Source organism: Kitasatospora sp. NPDC034023, assembly GCF_055575795.1.
On sequence record NZ_JBVIRY010000027.1, the window covers coordinates 53,286 to 71,491 of the forward strand.

The 18,206-nt window shown below is 70.9% G+C and carries 17 protein-coding genes; 15 read left to right on the forward strand and 2 right to left on the reverse strand.

The genetic code is table 11. The features are described 5' to 3' along the window. The 15 genes from ACZ52R_RS30205 to ACZ52R_RS30275 all read left to right on the forward strand — a co-directional run bounded on the left by ACZ52R_RS30205 (position 1) and on the right by ACZ52R_RS30275 (position 16,560). A complete protein-coding gene (locus tag ACZ52R_RS30205) occupies positions 1 to 1,077 on the forward strand; it encodes a C40 family peptidase (RefSeq protein ID WP_465664470.1) in 1,077 nt (358 codons plus the stop codon). A 433-nt stretch (positions 1,078 to 1,510) separates the two neighbouring features. Further along, positions 1,511 to 1,747 (forward strand): hypothetical protein, encoded by a 237-nt coding sequence (locus ACZ52R_RS30210; RefSeq protein ID WP_465664469.1) that lies wholly within the window; start codon positions 1,511 to 1,513, stop codon positions 1,745 to 1,747. Next, positions 1,744 to 4,632 (forward strand): type IV secretory system conjugative DNA transfer family protein, encoded by a 2,889-nt coding sequence (locus tag ACZ52R_RS30215; protein ID WP_465664468.1) that lies wholly within the window; start codon positions 1,744 to 1,746, stop codon positions 4,630 to 4,632. Before ACZ52R_RS30210 ends, ACZ52R_RS30215 begins: the two co-directional genes overlap by 4 nt. Positions 4,633 to 5,252: 620 nt before the next feature. Further along, positions 5,253 to 5,777, forward strand: a complete 525-nt coding sequence (locus ACZ52R_RS30220; RefSeq protein WP_465664467.1) for a hypothetical protein — start codon at positions 5,253 to 5,255, stop codon at positions 5,775 to 5,777. A 38-nt stretch (positions 5,778 to 5,815) separates the two neighbouring features. Continuing rightward, the gene (locus ACZ52R_RS30225) at positions 5,816 to 6,712 is read left to right on the forward strand and encodes a hypothetical protein (RefSeq protein WP_465664466.1); all 897 of its coding nucleotides are present in this window, start codon (positions 5,816 to 5,818) and stop codon (positions 6,710 to 6,712) included. 53 nt (positions 6,713 to 6,765) lie between these two features. After that, entirely contained in the window at positions 6,766 to 7,458 is a 693-nt protein-coding gene (locus ACZ52R_RS30230) for an SAF domain-containing protein (protein WP_465664465.1), read from the forward strand. 11 nt (positions 7,459 to 7,469) lie between these two features. After that, positions 7,470 to 8,273, forward strand: coding sequence for a MinD/ParA family ATP-binding protein (locus ACZ52R_RS30235; RefSeq protein ID WP_465664464.1), 804 nt, complete (start codon positions 7,470 to 7,472; stop codon positions 8,271 to 8,273). Continuing rightward, the gene (locus tag ACZ52R_RS30240; protein WP_360500848.1) at positions 8,266 to 9,843 is read left to right on the forward strand and encodes a CpaF family protein; all 1,578 of its coding nucleotides are present in this window, start codon (positions 8,266 to 8,268) and stop codon (positions 9,841 to 9,843) included. The genes ACZ52R_RS30235 and ACZ52R_RS30240 overlap by 8 nt, the downstream gene beginning before the upstream one ends. After that, positions 9,840 to 10,736, forward strand: coding sequence for a type II secretion system F family protein (locus tag ACZ52R_RS30245; protein WP_465664463.1), 897 nt, complete (start codon positions 9,840 to 9,842; stop codon positions 10,734 to 10,736). The genes ACZ52R_RS30240 and ACZ52R_RS30245 overlap by 4 nt, the downstream gene beginning before the upstream one ends. Further along, positions 10,733 to 11,632, forward strand: coding sequence for a type II secretion system F family protein (locus ACZ52R_RS30250; RefSeq protein WP_360500853.1), 900 nt, complete (start codon positions 10,733 to 10,735; stop codon positions 11,630 to 11,632). The genes ACZ52R_RS30245 and ACZ52R_RS30250 overlap by 4 nt, the downstream gene beginning before the upstream one ends. A 37-nt stretch (positions 11,633 to 11,669) precedes the next feature. Next, a complete protein-coding gene (locus ACZ52R_RS30255) occupies positions 11,670 to 11,891 on the forward strand; it encodes a hypothetical protein (protein WP_360500856.1) in 222 nt (73 codons plus the stop codon). A 37-nt stretch (positions 11,892 to 11,928) separates the two neighbouring features. Further along, positions 11,929 to 12,348, forward strand: coding sequence for a TadE family protein (locus ACZ52R_RS30260; protein ID WP_465664462.1), 420 nt, complete (start codon positions 11,929 to 11,931; stop codon positions 12,346 to 12,348). Next, entirely contained in the window at positions 12,345 to 12,806 is a 462-nt protein-coding gene (locus ACZ52R_RS30265; protein ID WP_465664461.1) for a TadE/TadG family type IV pilus assembly protein, read from the forward strand. Before ACZ52R_RS30260 ends, ACZ52R_RS30265 begins: the two co-directional genes overlap by 4 nt. Next, a complete protein-coding gene (locus ACZ52R_RS30270) occupies positions 12,803 to 13,246 on the forward strand; it encodes a pilus assembly protein TadG-related protein (protein ID WP_465664460.1) in 444 nt (147 codons plus the stop codon). Before ACZ52R_RS30265 ends, ACZ52R_RS30270 begins: the two co-directional genes overlap by 4 nt. 5 nt (positions 13,247 to 13,251) lie before the next feature. Then, on the forward strand, positions 13,252 to 16,560 hold the full coding sequence (locus ACZ52R_RS30275) for a LysM peptidoglycan-binding domain-containing protein (RefSeq protein ID WP_465664459.1): 3,309 nt from the start codon (positions 13,252 to 13,254) through the stop codon (positions 16,558 to 16,560). 159 nt (positions 16,561 to 16,719) lie between these two features. On the opposite strand, the gene ACZ52R_RS30280 is transcribed toward ACZ52R_RS30275, so the two are convergent. Further along, positions 16,720 to 17,082, reverse strand: a complete 363-nt coding sequence (locus ACZ52R_RS30280) for a MucR family transcriptional regulator (protein ID WP_465664458.1) — start codon at positions 17,080 to 17,082, stop codon at positions 16,720 to 16,722. Beyond that, positions 17,079 to 17,591: a hypothetical protein gene (locus tag ACZ52R_RS30285; protein ID WP_465664457.1), complete on the reverse strand. Its 513-nt coding sequence runs from the start codon at positions 17,589 to 17,591 to the stop codon at positions 17,079 to 17,081. The genes ACZ52R_RS30280 and ACZ52R_RS30285 overlap by 4 nt, the downstream gene beginning before the upstream one ends. Positions 17,592 to 18,206: the final 615 nt, after the last annotated feature.

Sequence of the window (18,206 nt, forward strand, 5' to 3'; positions counted from 1 at the left end):
ATGCTGCTGCTGTCGCTGGTCGTCGTGGTGCCCGCGCTTGCCCTGGTCAGCGAGGTGGACCCGGCCGACCCGGGCTCCACCGCGCCGGTGGCGTCGGTCGGGGGGATCCCCGCCCGCATGATGACCGCCTACGTCCGGGCGGCCGGAATGATGTCCACGCTGGTCCCGGGCTGCAGGGGCATGGCCTGGCAGGTGATCGCAGGGATAGGCAAGGTCGAGTCGGACCATGCCGACGGCCACAAGATCGCTGACGACGGACTCATCACGCCGCCGATCATCGGCCTGCGGCTGGACGGCTCGGGCAAGGGCGGGAACACGACGCCAGTTCGCGATTCGGACGGCGGCAAGTGGGATGGCGACACCGAGTTCGACCACGCGGTCGGCCCGATGCAGTTCCTCCCCGCAACCTTCGCCGGGTACGCAGACCGGGTACGCCCCGGCGGCGGCGCCAACCCAAATAACGCGGACGACGAGAGCCTTGCGACTGCCCTCTACCTGTGCGGCGACGGCCGAGACCTGACCGACATCGAGCAGCTCAAGAAGGCCATCTACTCCTACAACTACTCGTCCGCGTATGTGGACGAGGTGATCGGCTGGATCCACCAGTACACCAGCCTCGGCAGCAGCGTCCCGACCGGCGACGTCTCCGACACGGTCAAGCAGGTCATCAACGCCGCTGCCAGCCAGATCGGCGTCGACTACTCCTGGGGCGGCGGTAACGAGCAGGGAAAGTCGTACGGCGTCTGCTGCTCGAAGGGCGGTCAGGACGGCTCCAAGGTCCTGGGGTTCGACTGCTCCGGCCTGATGTTGTTCGCGTTCGGCAAGGTCGGCGTGCACCTGCCGCGCACAGCGGACCAGCAGGCCGGTATCGGCCAGCGGATCCCCGTCTCCGCCGGCATCGCCGCCCTTCAACCAGGCGACATGGTCTTCTTCGGCAACGGCTCGGAGGGGATCTACCACGTCGGCCTCTACATAGGCGGCGGCCAGATGATCAACGCCCCCAAGCCCGGTGACCACGTGAAGCAAGCCGCGGTCTGGAGCTACGACTACGCCGGCGGAGCCCGGGTCATCCAGTGAAGGAATCACCTCAAATCATGTCAAAACACCCTGTCTTCCTGCCTGCTCTGGGCGCCGCCCTGCTGCTGGTGACGGGTCTGGCCCTGCTGGTCCCTGGAGCGCTCACCCCGCCCCCGGCTGCCGCCCCCGCGACGACAGCGCCGGCCGCCAAGGAGCCCGCACCGCCCGTCACCGCCGGCAGGGAGCAGTCGCCGACAGCGGCACCTTCTCCAGCCACCGCAACACCAGCTCCTGCTCCTGCTCCGGCCGTCGTCTCCGCGAGCACGCCGTCGGCGAGCATCCAGCCCCCAGCCGCTTCCATGCCCTCGGGAATCGCTGCTGCCGGCGACGGCCCCGAGGGGGACGCGGCCATCCAGGCCGCGTTCACCCGCGACCGCCCCAGCGACCTCCCCGCCGCCGACGCCGCCCAGCTCACACACCTGGCCGGCGAGGTATGGATGGAAGCCGCTGGCCCGGCTACTTCCCCGCCGAACAGAGCCCCGCCGCCTCCTTCTACTACAGCAACGTGCGCATCCAGGCCACCGCCGCCCACACCGAGCAGGACAGGCCGGACCGGGTCCAGGTGGATCTGCTGTGGGTGGGCACCACCCCCGCCGGCTCCTATGGCGACCACCGCCCCGCAACCGTCCACCTCACCCGCACCGCCAGCACCTGGGAGCCGGTCCGATGAACCACCCCGCCCCCGCGAAGCACGACAACACCATCCTGCTCACCGCCCTGCACGCCGCACAGTCGGTGCTCTCCTGGCTGGCCGACGCGGCCGCCTGGTGCGGGGACCACTCCGGGCTGCTCCTGGCGATCCTGGTTCTTCCGGCTATCGCCGCGAGGCTGCTCCACCAGTTCCTCACCCGCCGTGCGCTCGCGCTGCGCAGCCGATTCGTCCTGACGCCCAGTCGGAGGTTCGACCCGAGCGCCGAGGACATCTGGCGGCAGACGGCGCTGCTGATGCGCGCGGCCGGCAAGGGCCCGTGGTGGGCGCCGAGAGGGGCCCGCCGGGTCCGCCTCCACCTGCGCGCCGACGGCACTGTCCCCCTGGAGTACGCGATCGAGGGACCGAAGGCCGCCGCGACCCTGCTCAGCGACAGCCGCTTCCAGGAGGTGAACGTCGCTGAAGCCGAGGCCCCGCCGGACCCCGTGGCCGAGCAGGCAGCGAAGGACCTGCGAGACAACAAGGACAAGGCGCTGCGGAAGCGGCTCAAGGCCGAGGCCAAGCAGCGGCGCGCCGAAGCCAAAGCCGCCAAGGCCCAGGGCCAAAAGGTCAACCTGGCGAAGCCGGAGCCGGACGAACGTCTGCACGCCGTACGCGCCGAGTTCATCCTCAAGGGACGTCCCTCCGCCGCGCTGCGCGAGGTCCCCTTGAACCCGGACCCCCTGCAGCCGCTGATCGACGCCGTCGCCGACATCCGCTCCGAGAAGGGCGACCTCGCCGAAGTCGTCCTCGACATCCAGTCCATTCCCGCCTGGCAGATGAAGCTGCGCCGCTGGAGGCTGATGCACGAGGCGCACGAGAACAGCCGCAAGGCCGCCCGCAAGGCCGCCCGCAACGCGGCGATCGTCGCCGCCGACGCCGAGGACTCGCTGCGCTACCAGCTCCTCAGCCTCCTCGACCCGAAGGCGAAGTCACCGTCGGCGCGGATGCCCACCCCGCGGCCGCGGGCCGTCGAGCCGGCCGAGGCGCTGGGCCGTCTCCACAGCGACACGGGCCTGGTGCGCATCCAGCTGCTGGTGCGCTGCGCCTCGCAGAGCGAGGGTCGGGCCCGGCAGCTGCTGGAGCGCCTCAGCGCGGGACTCGACGTGTTCGGCCAGGACAGTCGACTCGGCGTGGACGGCCGGTCGTTCCTGAAGTGGAGTTGGGGCGCGAACAGCTGGCACCGGCGGGCCTCCTTCGACCGGAGGTGGACGAGCGGGCAGGTGGCCCCCCGGAAGCCGAACTGGCTGCACGTCGGCGAGTTGGCCGGGCTTCTCAAGCCCCCGACCGCCCACGCGGTCATGCCGATCCTCGCCTCCGAGCTGCCCGACTACGTCCCGGGTGAGCCGCTCGTGCCGCACGGTCGGCTCATCAACTCCGACGGCAGCAGCCGGGTGATCGCCACCCGCGAGGAGGAGTTCCTCTTCTCCATGGCGCTGGGAAAGTCCAACTACGGCAAGACCGAGACCGCGCTCACCCGGGCGATCGCTCTGGCCGCCGCCGGGTTCGGCGTGATGTTCGTGGACCCGCACGGCGACAGCTGGACCACGGCGGCGCCCTACCTGGCGCACCCCGTGTTCGCCGACCGCGTGCGCCGGGTCGACCTGGCGCGCGCGGAGCAGCCCGGGGCGGTACTGCCGTGCTGGAACATCCTGGCGATGGAGCCGGGGCGCAGCGTGAACCGGGTGGTGACGGCGGCGGTGGACGCGTTGGCGACGTCGTTGAGCTGGAGTGATGCGGCGGCGCCGCGTGCGTTGACCATTGTGACGAAGGCGGTGGAGGCGTTGGTGGTGCACAACCAGCGGGCCATCGAGGCTGGTCGGCCGGACGCTCAGGCGACGTTGCTGCAGGTCCGGACACTGTTGACGGATAAGGAGTGGCGGGACGCGCTGATCAAGCACTTGAGCCCGGAGCAGCGGAAGTGGTGGCGGTCGACGTTCGCGGCCTACCAGGTGGCGGAGGTACTGGGTCCGGTGCTGAACCCGATCGACCGGTTGGCGGCGAACGAGGTGACGCGGGCGTTTCTGGGGTCGCCGGTGGGGACGTACGACCTGCGGGAGGCCATGGACGGGGGGCACATCGTGTGGTTGTGCCTGGAGGGCACCGGGCCGTCGGACCGGCTGCTGGTCAGCATGATCATGCAGGACCTGCTGCGCGCGGGTCTGTCGCGGCGGGACCTGGAGGAGGACGCGCGTCGGCCGTTCCATGCGTTCGCCGACGAGTTGATCTCGCTGGACCCGGCGGGTGGGCCGACCTTCGCGGCCATCTCCGAGCAGTTGAGGAAGTTCAAGGGCCGCTTGCACGTGATGGCGCAGCTGCTCGGCCGGATCAGCCAGACGACGCGGGAGTCGGTGATGCAGAACTCCAGCGTGGTGAGCACGACGTCGGGCTCGATGTCGGCGGTGCGCGCGGTGGCCGACGAGTGGCACGGCGCGGTGTCGCCCGGTCAGATCGCTGATCTTCCCCGGTTCTGGCACTACGTGCAGGTGACCGCGGATGGCAACCGGGTGGGTCCGCTGCGGGTGCAGGGTGTTCAGGTCTCCGAGCTGTTCTCGACGTACTACCGCCCGAAGAAGGTGGCGGGGATGGTCGAGGCGGCGGACGAGCGGATGGGTTCGCGCAGCCTCCGGGAGCTGTTGGACAGGGCGGCGGCTCAGGATGACGTGGTGCTCCAGTTCACGGGCCCCGAGCCGCTCATTGCTGCGGACGGGACACAGCTGCAGGCGGATCGGAAGCAGCCTGCGGACGCGTCGGCGAAGAAGCCTGCGGCGCCTGACGGCGGTGCGCAGAGCGCACCGGTCGCGGCCGGGGCTGGCCGGGCGGGTCGGCAGGGCCGGCGTGGGGCGGGCAGGCCCCAGCGCAAGTAGTCCTGGACGGCCTGCAGGGTGGGCTGAATAGGTGATTTTGGAGACAGTCCTGGGGTCGGGCCGCGTGCGGTTCCAGCCGTCCTTGGGTCGGCCTGAGCATGCGGTTCGACGGTCCCTGGCCGCACGTTGTCGGGGGCATGGTCCGGTGTCCGCTCTGTTCTGAGTACGTGTACTCAGGACAGAGCGGCTGCTTCAAGCCACGATGGTTGGCTGTCGAAGGGCACGGCGCCCCGAGGTCGGCTACGGCAGAAGCGGGCGCGCTTGAGACAAATGCCGCAACCTTCCTGCCAGCTACAGGAGATGTCGTCTGCCTCGGTCAGCACACACGCAAAATAGCTCTGGGATCTTGGCCGAAACTGGCTTATTGTGACGGAGCGGTACCACTGTGAAGTCAGCGACTTCTCCGTCCCCAGGGGGCCGGCAGGCCGCCTTCACCGCCGCCGGCCGAGCCCGCGAGGGTGACGCCACAGGGGGCCGCGGGGTTAGGGGATGGGGGGCCACTCCACTTGACGAGCGGTCCGCTCGAGATTGGTCCGAGACCGAACAACATCGAGGGGGTTCACGTGGCACGTGCGCTACGACGCAAGGGTCTGGTGTGCATCGCCCTGGTCGCAGGATCCGTGGCGCTGACGGCCTGTTCATCGTCACCGCACAAGGAGGCGGCACCGTCGAGCCCTTCGACCGCAGCAGCCCCGCCCTCTCCGGCGCCCACGCCTACGGCCGACCCGACGGCTGACGCGAAGACCGCCGCGCTGGTGGCCTACCAGGGCATGTGGGACGTAACGGTCAAGGCGTACAACGCTGGCTCACTCGACGGGGTCGACAACCTGGAGACGTACACCCGGGACAAGGCGCTCGCCAACATCAAGATCGCCGTGGCCTACTACACCAAGAACAACCTCGTGGTGAAGGGCCAGCCCAAACTGAACCCGCAGGTTCAGGCTGTGGATCTGGCCTCCATGCCTCCCCGTGTCACGATCCGCGACTGCATCGACAGCACGGACTTCCTGCCTGCCAACAAGACCACCGGCAAGCCCAGCGAGACGGACGGCGTCCACCGGCACGTCTACAACTCCGTGGCGCAGCGCATCGACGGCCAGTGGCTGATTGGCGAGTCGGCGATCGACCGGGAGCAGTCGTGCTGAGACCCGCCCGGGCGGCGGTGGCCGCCGGGGTCCTGTCGGTGGCCGCCGTGATGCTGCCGGCCTCGGCGGCATGGGCTGACGCCGGTACGGGCTGCCCGCCCAACGTGCTCGACTGTGATCTCCACGCGGGTGACGGAACGACGAAGCCCGGCAGCGGAGGAGGCGGTCCGAGCGGCGGTGGCGGAGGCGGCGGAGGCGGAGGAGGCGCACGGTGCGTCATCGACGGCGCCGAGGTCGCCTGCTCCGTCGACAAGTACGGGTGGTTCAACCCGAACGACAGCTGCTACTGGAAGGCCCTGGACCCTCAGCCTCCGGCGGACAGCATCCGTTGGAAGATCGCGGCCGGCACCCCGGCCGACTGGCAGCCCGGCCAGGGGGCGCTGTACAGCCGCACGTGCCTGGCCAAGGGTGCTGAGCTGATGAGCGGTGACATCTACAGCGCCACTCCCCCTCCCGGCTTGGGCGGCATGGTCGACCCGGCTCAGCTGGCGCAGCAGGCCGTCGAGAGCATGCGCCTGACGGGGGCGGAAATCGGCATCGCCCCGAAACCGGGCTCGACGAGCCTGGTCGGGCTGCCAGTGTGGCTGTGGACCGCTGTCAAAGACACGACTTGGGGCCCGAAGGTGGCCTCGGTGTCAGCAGGTGGCATTACGGTGACCGCGACCGCGCACGTGGACCGCATCATCTGGACCACCGGCGACGGCGCGACAGAAACCTGCCGCAGCCCTGGCAAGCCCTACCTGCCCGAGTACGGCGCCGCGCAGCCCGAGTGCGGCCACACCTACACCAAGGCCGGCCAGTACGCGATCAACGCGACGAGCAAATGGGTCGTGGACTGGACGGCGACCACGGGCCAGGGCGGGCGGATCACCACCGACCGCCAGTCGGCGACTGCGGTGACGATCGCCGAGGCCCAGGCACTGAACACGCAGTAGGCGCGCGCGGCACCGCTACGTCGTCAACTCATCTGACACTTGAAGGTTTTCGAATGGCTTCAACATTGACCAGGCCGCGGCGCGCCCCGGCCGGTGACGCCGCCAAGGACAAGCAGTCCGGGCCGCTGCCCGTGGCAGACCCGGGGCCGCGCCGGAGCCGTCGGCCGGCGCTCATCGCGCTGGGCGTGACCCTGGTCGCCGTCGGCGGCCTGTCCTCCGCCTATGTGAACCTCAAGGCCGCCCACCGGGTGGAGGTGATCGCCGTGGCGCACCCCATCCCGGCAGGGAAGGTCATCGCGGCCGACGACCTCAGGTCGGCCTTCGTCATCGCGGACCCCGCCTTGCACCCGGTTCCGGTCTCCCGCGCCCACGACATCCTCGGGAAGGCCGCGGCCGCGGACCTTCCGGCCGGCACGCTCGTCACTGACGCCTCGGTGCGCTCCGGCCAGCCGCTGCGGGCCGGAAAGGACACCGTCGGAGTCCTCACGAAGGCCGGCCAGTCGCCTGCCCAATCTCTGCAGGCCGGCGACGAGGTCCAGGTCGTGTCCACTCCTGGGCCGCAGGACGACAAGGGCGCCCCGACCGCACGCCCGTCCACGATCGGCGCCGTCGTGCTGCAGGTCGGTGAACCGGACGCCAACGGGGCACGCGTCGTCGACCTCGCCGTCAGCCCGGTGGACAGTCCGGTCGTCGCGTCGTGGGCGGCAACGGGCCGCATCGCCCTCGTCTTGAAGGCGAGGCCCTGATGCTCGCCGCCATGGTTTCCGCGAAGTCGTGCGGAGTCACCACCACCGCGCTGGCTCTGGCGCTTTCAAGCCCGAAACGGACGCTGCTGGCCGAGTGCGACCCGGCCGGCGGGACCATCCGAACGGGATACCTTCAGGGGCACCCCACTGCCGCGACCGGCCTGCACCGCCTGGCAACCGCCCAGCGGGACGGCACCCTCGCCGAGGTCTTCGAGCAGCACCTCGTGCCGCTCGACCAGGCAGGTCAGCGGCTGCTGCTGCCCGGTCTGACCGATCCGACCCAGACCCCGTCCCTGGCCGGCACCTGGGATCCGCTGCACCGCCTTCTGCGGGTGATGGAGGAGGACGGCTACGACGTCCTGGTCGACGCCGGCCGCGTGGTCGTCGAGTCAGCCACGAGTATCAGCTCCACCTACTCCCCCGCGCCGCTGCTGCGCCGCGCTGACCTGGTCCTGCTCGTGGTCCGCGCCAGCACCCAGTCGGTGGCGACGGCCGCCCCCGTGATCCGGGTGCTGCGCGAGGACCTCGACCGGCAGGGCGCCGGTTCCGGTGCACTGCGGCTCGTGGTGATCGAGGACGGCCCGCTCAAGGCCAGCCAGATCGCAAATGCCTTGAACGTCCCGGTGGTGGCGACCCTTCCTCATGACCTCGCGACTGCCACGGCGCTCGACTCGGGCGGCTCGGTGCGGGGCCGGTTCGAGCTGGCGCCGCTGATCCGAGCTTCGCGCACCGCTCACGAGCAGCTCACCCTCGATGCCACCCGCCGCCGAGTGCAGCTGGCTCCGAGGCCGGCCCAGGAGGTGGCGCGTGTCTGACCTCATCACTCCCTCCGCTGATGTGGAGGAAGGCGGCTCCCGCACGGCCCGGTTCCGCGACGCACTCCTGGCGGGGCAGGCAGGACAGGGCTGGCGCGTCGTCAGCCCGGCCGCCCCGCAGCAGGCGCCTTCCGCTGCCCCGGTCCGCCCGGGTCCGGTCACTCCCGAGATCCGGCCAGGGCCAGTGGTCGTCACGGACGCCGACGCGCTACCCGTGCCGTACGGGGAGATCGCGAAGCTGAGGTCCCTCGTCGCCGAGCGGCTGGCCGCCGCCACCGCCGAGTCCCCCGGCATGTCCCGGGACGACCGGCTCCAGCTGGGCCAGTCACTGGTCACCAGCGTCGTCAGCGTATGGGCCACCGACTACGCCGCCACCGCGGCCGCCCTCACCACAGCCGGGGAACAGGCCGTCCGCAAGGCAGTCCTCCAGGAGCTCTTCCAGGCCGGACGCCTGCAGCCCCTGCTGGAGGACCCGGACGTCGAGAACATCCTGATCCGCGGCACCGAGGTCCGCGTCGACTACCGCAACCGTGCCTCCCGCGAGGTCGGCCCCGTCGCGGAGTCCGAGGCGGAGCTCATCTCCCTGATCAACCAGGTCGTACGCACGCAGGGGCAGGGCGAGCGCACCCTCACGTCAGCTACTCCCATGCTCAACTCCCGGCTCGCGGACGGCTCCCGGCTCGCGGCGACCGCCTTCATCAGCGACACAACCCACGTCGCGATCCGGCGTCACCGCACCCGCTCCCAGCGGCTGGCCGACCTGCGGGCCTGGGGCACGCTCGACTCCACGCTGGAAGCCTTCCTCGCCGCCACAGTCAGGGCCCGCAAGAACGTGATCATCGCGGGCAGCATGGGCGCGGGCAAGACCAGCCTGATGCGCGCCATGGCGTTGGAAATCCCCCGGAGCGAGCGGATCGGCACCCTGGAGGACAGCTTCGAGCTGTGGCTGCACGAGGATCCCAACGCTCCCGAGGTCGTGGCCCTGGAAGCCCGACTGGGCAACGGAGAGCGCGGCCCCGACGGCCGTCCTATCGGCGAGGTGGCCCTGACCGACCTGTTCGTGCAGTCGCTGCGCATGTCGCTGCGCCGGGTCCTCGTCGGTGAGGTCCGTGGTGCGGAGGCGCTGCCGATGCTGAAGGCCTTCAACAGCGGCGACGGCGGGTCAATGGCGACCATCCACGCAAAGTCGGCGGAGATGACGATCGAGCGGCTGGTCGAGCTCGTCGAGGAGGCCGGTCTCAGCGCCGAGTCCGGTTACCGGAAGATCGCGCTGTCCGTGGACTTCGTCGTCTTCATCCGCCTGGTCGACGAGACAGCCATCGGCGGCAGCCGGCACCGGTTCGTCTCCCACATCGTCGAGATCACCGGGGTCGGCGAACGCGGAATCCCGTCCCGCCAGACGATCTTCGGCCCCCGCTACGAGCCGTCCGGCCGCCGGGAGCCCCGGGCCGTGCCGCACATGCTCCCGCAGTGCATCGGCGACCTGGAGCGGGCGGGTCTCGACCGCCGCATCATGCAGCAGCCGTGGGGGGCCTGGGAGAAGTCGCTGCGGACGGTGGCAGAGCTGTGATCATCACCCCTGATGTCCTGGTCGCGGCCGTCGGCGGAACGGTCGCCGTGCTGGGGATCGTGGTGGCCGTGGCAGGTGCAGTGGGCACGAACGCACCCCCCGTGGCCCGCCCCGATGGCCCGCTGAAGCGGCGCCTGGCCGCTGCGTCGGCCGGGCTGCGCGGCCGCGGCCGCCTCGTTCTCGCCGCGGCCGCAGTCGCCGGGCTGGCCGTGTGGTTGGTGTCCTCCTGGATGCTCGGTGGCCTGCTGACCGCCGCCGCGGTCATCGGCATGCCGTGGATCCTGCAGCCCGGACGCGGCAGCACCGAGCAGATCAAACGCCTGAAGGCTCTTGAGGAGTGGGTCCGGCGGCTCAGCAACATTCACACCGCCGGCACCAGCCTCGAAGCCGCGGTCACGGCGAGTCTGCGCAGTACCCCGCCGAAGCTGGTCTCCGAGATTTCGCGGCTGACAGCCCGGCTCGGGGCCGGATGGCGGCCGCAGGAGGCCTACCGGGCGCTCGCCGACGAGCTGAACGACGCGACTGCCGACGCCGTCGCCGCGCTGATGATCGGTCATGTCGAGGACCGGGGCGCAGGCCTGGGCCGGGCACTGGAGAAGCTGGCGGACCAGGTGGCCGAGGAAGTACGGATGCGCGAGACCGTGGAAGCCGACCGGGAGAAGCCGAGGGCCAACGCACGGTGGATCGCCCTGATCTGCCTGGGTGTCTTCGGACTGAGCGTCGTCTCCGGCAAGTACGTCGAGCCCTACAGCACGGCCACCGGGCATGTCTTCCTGCTCGCCCTGACAACAGCGTTCGTCCTGGTCCTGATCTGGATGCGCCGCATGTCCCTGGCCAAGCCGGCACCCCGGATCCTCGCGCCCGCAGCCGACCGAGAGGGTGATCACCGGTGATCGCCAACGCACCCGCCATCGCCGCAGGCGCGGTCACCGGCCTGGGCGTGGCCGTCACCGTGGCAGGAGCAACCCGGGCGCGCCCCGATCTCGGGGACGTCCTGCGCCGTATGGACGCGCGCCGCCTGGAGCACCTCGACCCGAAGCCGGTCCGAGCTGCAAGCTCCCTGCTGGAGCGCCTCGGAGGACGCCTGCTCGGCCAGGTCGGCGAGGGCCCCTTCCGAATGCCCCGCCGGGACCTGGAGCTTCTGGGCCGAACCCCTGCGTACCACCTCGGCCAGAAGATCGGCTTCGCCCTGATCGGCCTGCTGTTCCCGGCTCTGGTGCCCGCCGTGATCTCCCTGGCCGGCAGCAGCCTGCCGTTCACGGTGCCCGCTCTGGTCTCGCTCGGGCTCGCGCCGCTGCTGTGGATGGTGCCCGACATGAACGTGAAGGAGGAGGCCGGCGAGGCCCGCCGCCAGTTCAGATACGGGATCGCCTCCTACCTGGAACTCGTGTGTCTCGAACGCGCCGCTGACGCCGGACCGTCAGAAGCCCTGCACAAGGCGGCAGCGATCGGCGACGGTTGGGTCTTCGTCCGCCTGAGGGATGCCCTCACCCGCTCCGAGCTGGGCGGCTTCTCCCCCTGGGAGGGCCTGCGCCAGCTCAGCGACGAACTCGGCGTCCCCGAACTCGGCGCACCCGCGGACATCATGGCCATCGCCGGCGAGGAAGGCGCGTCCGTCTACACCACCCTGGCCGCCCAGGCCGCGAGCCTGCGCGGCACCCTGCTCGCCGAGGAGCAGACCCGCGCGAACATCGTCTCCGAAAAGATGATCGTCCCCGTGACGGCCCTCGTCCTGATCATGGGGCTGTACATCGCCTTCCCCGCCATCACCCAGATCATGGCCGCCTGACCGCGGCCCTCACCCTGCCCTCGAAAGGACCTTCGTCATGCCCGAGTTCTCCGACCCCGTCGCCCAGGCCTTCCAGGTGAAGATGCGCCACCAGTTCTACCGGCTGCGTGCCGCCCGCTCCGCCCGCGCCCGCGGAAGCGACTACGGAGGCATGTCCATCGAGCTCGCGCTGCTCATCGGCGGACTCGTCCTGGCCGCGATCGGCCTGGCCGCCTACATCGGCACGAAGCTGACCGAGAAGGAAGCCGCGATCAAGTAGTCCACCGACCCTTCACCGGTTCCCGCAGGAGAAGTCCATGCTCACACCACGCCCGGCCCCCTGGGCCCGCCGAAAGCCGCGACGCCGCAGGCCCGGCGGGGACCGCGGCGCGGTCAGCCTCGAAGTCGCCATCGTCTTCCCGATCGTCATGCTGGCGATCTTCACGATCATCCAGACCGGTCTCTGGTACCACGCCCGAAGTGTCGCCCTGTCCGCCGCACAGCGCGGTGTCGAACGCGCGCGTATCCAGGGCGGGACTGTCGGTCAGGGCACCGCCGCCGCCCAGGATTTCCTGTCCCGGGCCGGTTCCTCCATCAGCGACCGGTCCGTGACCGGCAGCGACGGCCCGACCGTGCGCATCGAGGTGAGCGGGACCGTCAGCACTTGGATTCCCGGGCTCAGCCTGCCGGTCCGCCAGCACGCCTCCGCCGCCCGCGAACGGGTGACCGCCCCATGACGCTCACCCAGAGGCTGCTCGCGGCCATGCGACGGCGCGGTGACCGGGGCAGCGCCAGCCTGGAGCTGGCCATCCTCGCCCCCGTGATCTTCGGGATGCTGCTCATCATCGTGGCCGCAGGCCGTGTCCACCTCGCCCACAACGTCGTCGACGACGCCGCGCGCAACGCGGCGCGCGCCGCTTCCCTGGAGCGTGACGGGACGTCCGCCCGTGCCGCGGCCGTGCGCGTGGCCCAGCAGACCTTCCAGGAACAGGGCCTCACCTGTGCCGGTCTCGCGGTCACCGTTCCCACCACCGGGTTCGCGGCGCCCCTCGGCACGCCCTCCTCCGTTACGGTGAGCGTCCGCTGCACCGTGGCCCTGTCCGATGTCGCGTTCCCAGGCCTGCCGGGCAGCACCACGGCCACCGGCAGCTTCACGTCGTCGATCGACGCCTACCGCGGAAGGCCCGCAGCATGACGCCCCCGTCCTGGAAACTGCTGTTGCGGCGGATCCTTGCGCGGCGCCGCCCCGCAGGCGACCGGGGCAGCATCTCCCTGTTCGTCGCGATCGTGAGCGTCGTCATCATGCTGCTGATCGCCCTGGTGATCGATGGTGCCGGCAAGCTCCGGGCGCTGAACCACGCCGAAGCCGGCGCCCAGGAGGCGGCCCGTACCGGAGCGCAGGCCGTCGACGCCGGCAAGGTGATCTCCGGCGGCGGTGTCAGCATCGACCGCAACGCCGCGCAAAGCGCAGCCGTCGCCTACCTCCGCAGCGCCGGCGTCGCCGGCACAGTGAGCTGGGGTGCCGACGGGTCGATCAACGTCACCGTCACCGAGACCTACCACCCCTTCTTCTGGCCCGGCGACATGACCGTCACCGGGCACGGCAGCGCCAAACTGATCGTCCAGGGAGGCTAACCCCCATGCCCCGCCGAACCGTCTCCCGCCTCACCGCCGCCCTGCGGGGCGTGCTCTCGCTCGCGGCCCTGGTCGCGTTGCTCGTCGCCGTACCGGTCCTGCTGTGGCAAACCGGCGCGCTGCCTCACCAGGTTCCGAGCTGGGCCGACGTCACCAATGCGCTGACCAGCCCGGACAACGGCAGCCTCTTCATGGGCGCGCTCACCCTGATCGGCTGGGCCGGCTGGCTGTCCTTCGCCTGCTCCACCATCGTCGAGATCACCGCACTCCTGCGGCACCGGCGGGCCCCCCGTGTGCGGGCCCTCGGCGCCACACAGCGCCTTGCGGCGGGACTGGTGGCCGGAGTCGCGATGCTCCTGCCCGCCGGTGCCGCGTTCGCCTCACCCCAGCCGGCTTCCGCCGCGCCCGTCGTCGCCACCTCACCTGCCGCCACCACGGCCCCTGCCTCCGTTCCGGCCCCGACGGCGGCTCCGGACGCCTGGGCTGGTCCGGTCCACCACGTCGTCGCCGGCGACACCCTGTGGGACCTCGCCCAGCACTACCTGACGAACGGCGCCCGGTGGCAAGAGATCGCCGACCTCAACCCGCAGGTCAACACGGCCGACCTTCTGCAGCCCGGCATGGTCCTTCGCCTGCCCGCCGATGCGAAGGTGCCCCACCTGGCGCCTGCCGCACCAGCCGTGGATTCCCAGGTTGGCCAGAGCGAGCACACGGTCACGGTCCACAAAGGCGAGACGCTCTCCGGGATCGCCGAACGCGAGCTCGGCGACGCAGGCGCCTACCCACAGATGTTCGAGGCGACTCGCACGACCGTGCAACCCGACGGCCGCCATCTGTCCGATCCCAACGAGCTGGAGCCCGGGGATGTCATCGTGATCCCGGCCCCCGCCTCGGCGACCGCCACACCCACTGTCCCCGCGCCGGTGTCCGCACCGATGCCCGCCCCGGCACCGGTTGAGACTGCCCCTCCCCCCGTCGCTCCGACACCGCCACCGAGCACGCCGTCCCCTGCCCCGAGCCAGCCCGCAGCGGCCGCCCCCGAGGCCATCTCCCCGGCAGCACCCACCCCCGCCCCCGAACCGCCTGCGGTCACCCGGGCCTCGAATAAGGACACCACCCAGTCGCCGATCTCCGTTCAGCAGGGCATCGGCGGGATCGCCGCCCTTCTCGGCGCAGGCGCCCTGGCCGTCCTCGCCCTCCGCCGCCGCGCCCAGCAGCGTGACCGGCGCCCCGGCGAGCAGATCGCCATGCCGCAGGAAACGAGCCAGGCCGAGATGGTGCTCGACCGCACTTCCTCCCCCGTCCTGGTCGACCTGCTGGACCGCGCGCTGCGCACCCTCGCCCACCAGCACCCGCAGGACCTTCCGCAGATCATCGGCGCACGAGTCCAGCAGGACAGGGTGGAGATCCTGGTCGAGGACACCGACGCGCAGGCCCTGTCCCCGTTCACCGACCGGCCCGGCGGCTGGTGGGGAATGCGCGGTGACCGGGCCGTTCTGCTGAGCCCCGACGAAGCCCGCACCATCCCCGCCCCCTACCCGAGCCTGGCCACCATCGGCACCGCTGAGGACGGCACCCTGCTGCTGTCCGACCTGTGCCACGCCCGTGTGCTACTCCTGGACGGCGATGAACAGCACGTGCGCGAAGTCGCGCGCGCAATCGCGATGGAGGCCGGCACTGCTCTGTGGGCCGACCACATCGAGATCATGACCGCGGGCTTCGGGCTCGAGCTGCAACAGCTCCTCCCCCAGTGCCGAAGCATGTTCGTCCCGCGCCTGGCCGCCGCCACCGCGGATCTGGCCCGGGTGATGGTCGAGGTGCACCAGGCCGAGCACGAGGGCGGCGAGCAGCCGCAACCGTGGATGGTGGTGTGCTCCAGCATCCCGTCGCCAGACGAGCTGTACGAGTTCGCGGACGTCATCGGCAAGGTCCCCGCCGGGGTGCGCGTTGCGGCGGTCCTGCCCGCAGCTGGCCAGGCGCGGGACCTGTTCCCGGACGCCGAGGTCCTGGACGCGAACCTCGTGACACAGCTTCAGTCGCTTGAGTCGCTGGACGCCGAGGTCGTGCTCCAGCGCGTCAGCGATGAGGTCTACCGGCAGCTGACCGCCGGCCTGACCACCGCCGCGCAGGCGGCAACCCCAGCCGAGGGAGCCTGGGCCACGGTCCCGGACCCCGACCGCAAGGTCTTCGGCCCCGCCTCCCTCCAGAAGGGCGGCGCTGCTCTCCGCAGCCACCTGTCCCTGCCGGACGCCCCTGCCGAGGCGAAGACGACGTCCGAGGACGAGCAACAAGAGAAGAACATGGCGCAGACAGCCGAGGAGAAGGTGCCCGTTGCCACCGTCCCGGTCCAGGCCGACACCGAGCCCCTGGTCCCGGAGACCGCCGAGCCGGTCAAGCCGAACGCCGCCGAGCGGGACGAGGAGAGCATGCCAGCCCAAGCCGAAGGCCCGGTGGAGACCCCCGAGGCCCCTGCGGGCGAGGCTCCCGCCGCCGCCGCTGCCCCCCAGCTCACGAAGGTTCCGCCGCGAGTGGGCGTAGTCCGCGACGTTCCCGCTCCGGCCGAGGGCTCCGCTCCGCAGGTGCAGGTACTGGGGCCCCTACGCATCACCGGGATCGGCGATGCGCCGATCCAGCCGAAGCTGGTGTTGCTCGCAGCGCTGCTGCTCTTCAAGTCCGACCGGGGCTACAGCGCGATCGCCAACAACATGGACCCGGTATCGCCGTGGACCCAGTCGACGATGGATACCCACATGTCCCGCCTCCGGCGCCGGCTGGGCGTCGACTCCAACAGCGAGCCGTACCTGCGGCCCAAGCCGAAAGGCGTCGAGCAGTACGCCCTGTCGCCCGAGGTGACCTGCGACTACGCCACCTTCAGCTACCTCGCGCAGCGCGGACTTCCGCACGGGGCGGCCGGAGTCCTGGACCTGGAGGCCGCGCTCGATCTCGTCCGCGGCCGCCCGTTCGGCGGGGCTGGCGCCCACACCTGGGCGGCGCCGCTCGTACAGACGATGGTCAGCCAGATCGTAGACACCGCCCACGCCGCGGCCACACTGCGCATCCAGGACGAGGTCCTCGACATCGAGGCGGCCCGCCGGGCAGTCGCCGTCGGACTCGACGTCGAGCCCGCCGCCGAGATGCTCTACCGGAGCTGGATGCGCATCGAGCACCGGGCAGGCAACCAAGCCGGAGTGCGCAAGGTCATCGACCAGGTCCGGCAGATGACCCTCGACATGGGATGGGACGGAATGCTCCAGGACGAGACGGAACAGCTGATCGCCCGGCTCACCTCCAAGCCCGCCGCCCGGGTCCGCTGACCCACTCACCATCTGGGGCCCGGCCGGTGACCACCGGCCGGGCCCTGTTGCCTCCGCTGGTTCAAGAAGAGCGATGAACCACTCCCCCGCCGTTCTGGTCCAAGCCCGCCCTGGGGGCTCGCAGCCGGCCGCTCATCGTTCGCCCGCTGGTGTTCGCGTTCACCGTTTCCGAGGGATGGCGCCGCACCTGCCCGCACTGCGACGCGCCCGTGACCGGGACGGCCGCCCACTGGGACCCCGCACTGCGCCGCCGGTGCCGGGGGGGGTGCCGCCGGGCCGGCCGTCGGCCATCGCCGCGCGGATGTCCTCTCGGGCGGCGTACCGGGCACGGCCCTGTTCGCGGGCGCGGTCTGCCAAGTCCCGGCCGCGCAGGCCGAGCTTGCGGGGCAGCTGATGGGCCTCGCGGTACTCGGCACTGGTCATGTGGTGGGCCGCGGCCAGGTGCGGGGCCAGCAGCCGGTACCAGCTCCCGCACTCCAGGCACTCCAGCCGGCCATCCTCCTCCGGCTGAACACCAGTCACGCGTTCGCCGACCGGGCCGCGGCCGCCTTCTTCACCAGCTTGTTGACGGTGGACTGGTCGAGACCGAGGTGCCGGGCGGCCTCCGACTGGTTGCCGGCGGCGAAACCAACCACCTCGGCGACGGCCCGGGCGCGTTCGAGGGCCAGGCGGTTGGTCTCCTTCTCGGAGTCGGCCCAAGCCTTGCCGGCTGCGGCAGCCTTGGCGACACGGCCGGGCAGGATGCCGTCCGCGGTGATGATCCCCGCCATCTCCTCGGCCACGGCGGGGTCCAGCTCGCCGCGGTCGTTGAGCGCGTCCGGGAACCAGTCGCTGGCCTCGATGACCTCCCGCGCCAACAGCATCTGCACCTCGATGCCCTCCAGAGTGCGGATGAAGGGGTACGAGCCCGCGTCGGGACCGTCCAGGCCGTCGCGGTCGAGGAAGGTGAACTCTCCGCTCTCGGTGAGAACCAGCAGGTCGCAGCCGCTCTCGTAGAAGTCGACAACGACGGTACCCGTGATGGCGTTCATGGCTGCCCTTCGGTCCCCGGGTGGCACGTCCACCCGACACCACGACTATGGCACCCCTACCATTGGCAAGTCAATGGCAGGGGCGCCATAGCTACACCTGCCTTACGTGCCTGAAGTCAGGGAATAGACCCTGGCCTGCACCGATCCAAGCTCAGCACTAGATAACGGCCGCCCCCGCCGCCCGGCCGATCGGGCCGGCGGCCGGAGTGCCCGACGGGCCGCGAGTCTGGCCGCCGTCCTGGCCACTCAGGGTTGGGCGGCGTTGTACTGGGGTCTCGTTGCCCAGATTGGCATCGGCATTGCGATGGCCGCGGTCAGGTTCCTGCTGACCAAGGGCCGTGAGGTGGCACTGGGCCCTGGCTTGATCGTCGGTGCCCTGTTGGTGTCCGCCGCCGGCCGATCAGATTTCCCGGCTCGTCGCGGCAGCCACCGTCGTTGCCCGTTGCACTGTCCCGGTTCAGTGCGACGTCGAGTGCCGGCCCCTGGCTTCCGCCCGCCGGTCTCATCGACCGAGGCGGCGACCAGGCGTCACCGAGCCGGAGGAGGCGTCCTTCCCCGCTCAGATGATCGGCTCCGAGCCGTTCCGGCGCCCCAAGCCGAGGTCGTTCGGTTCCA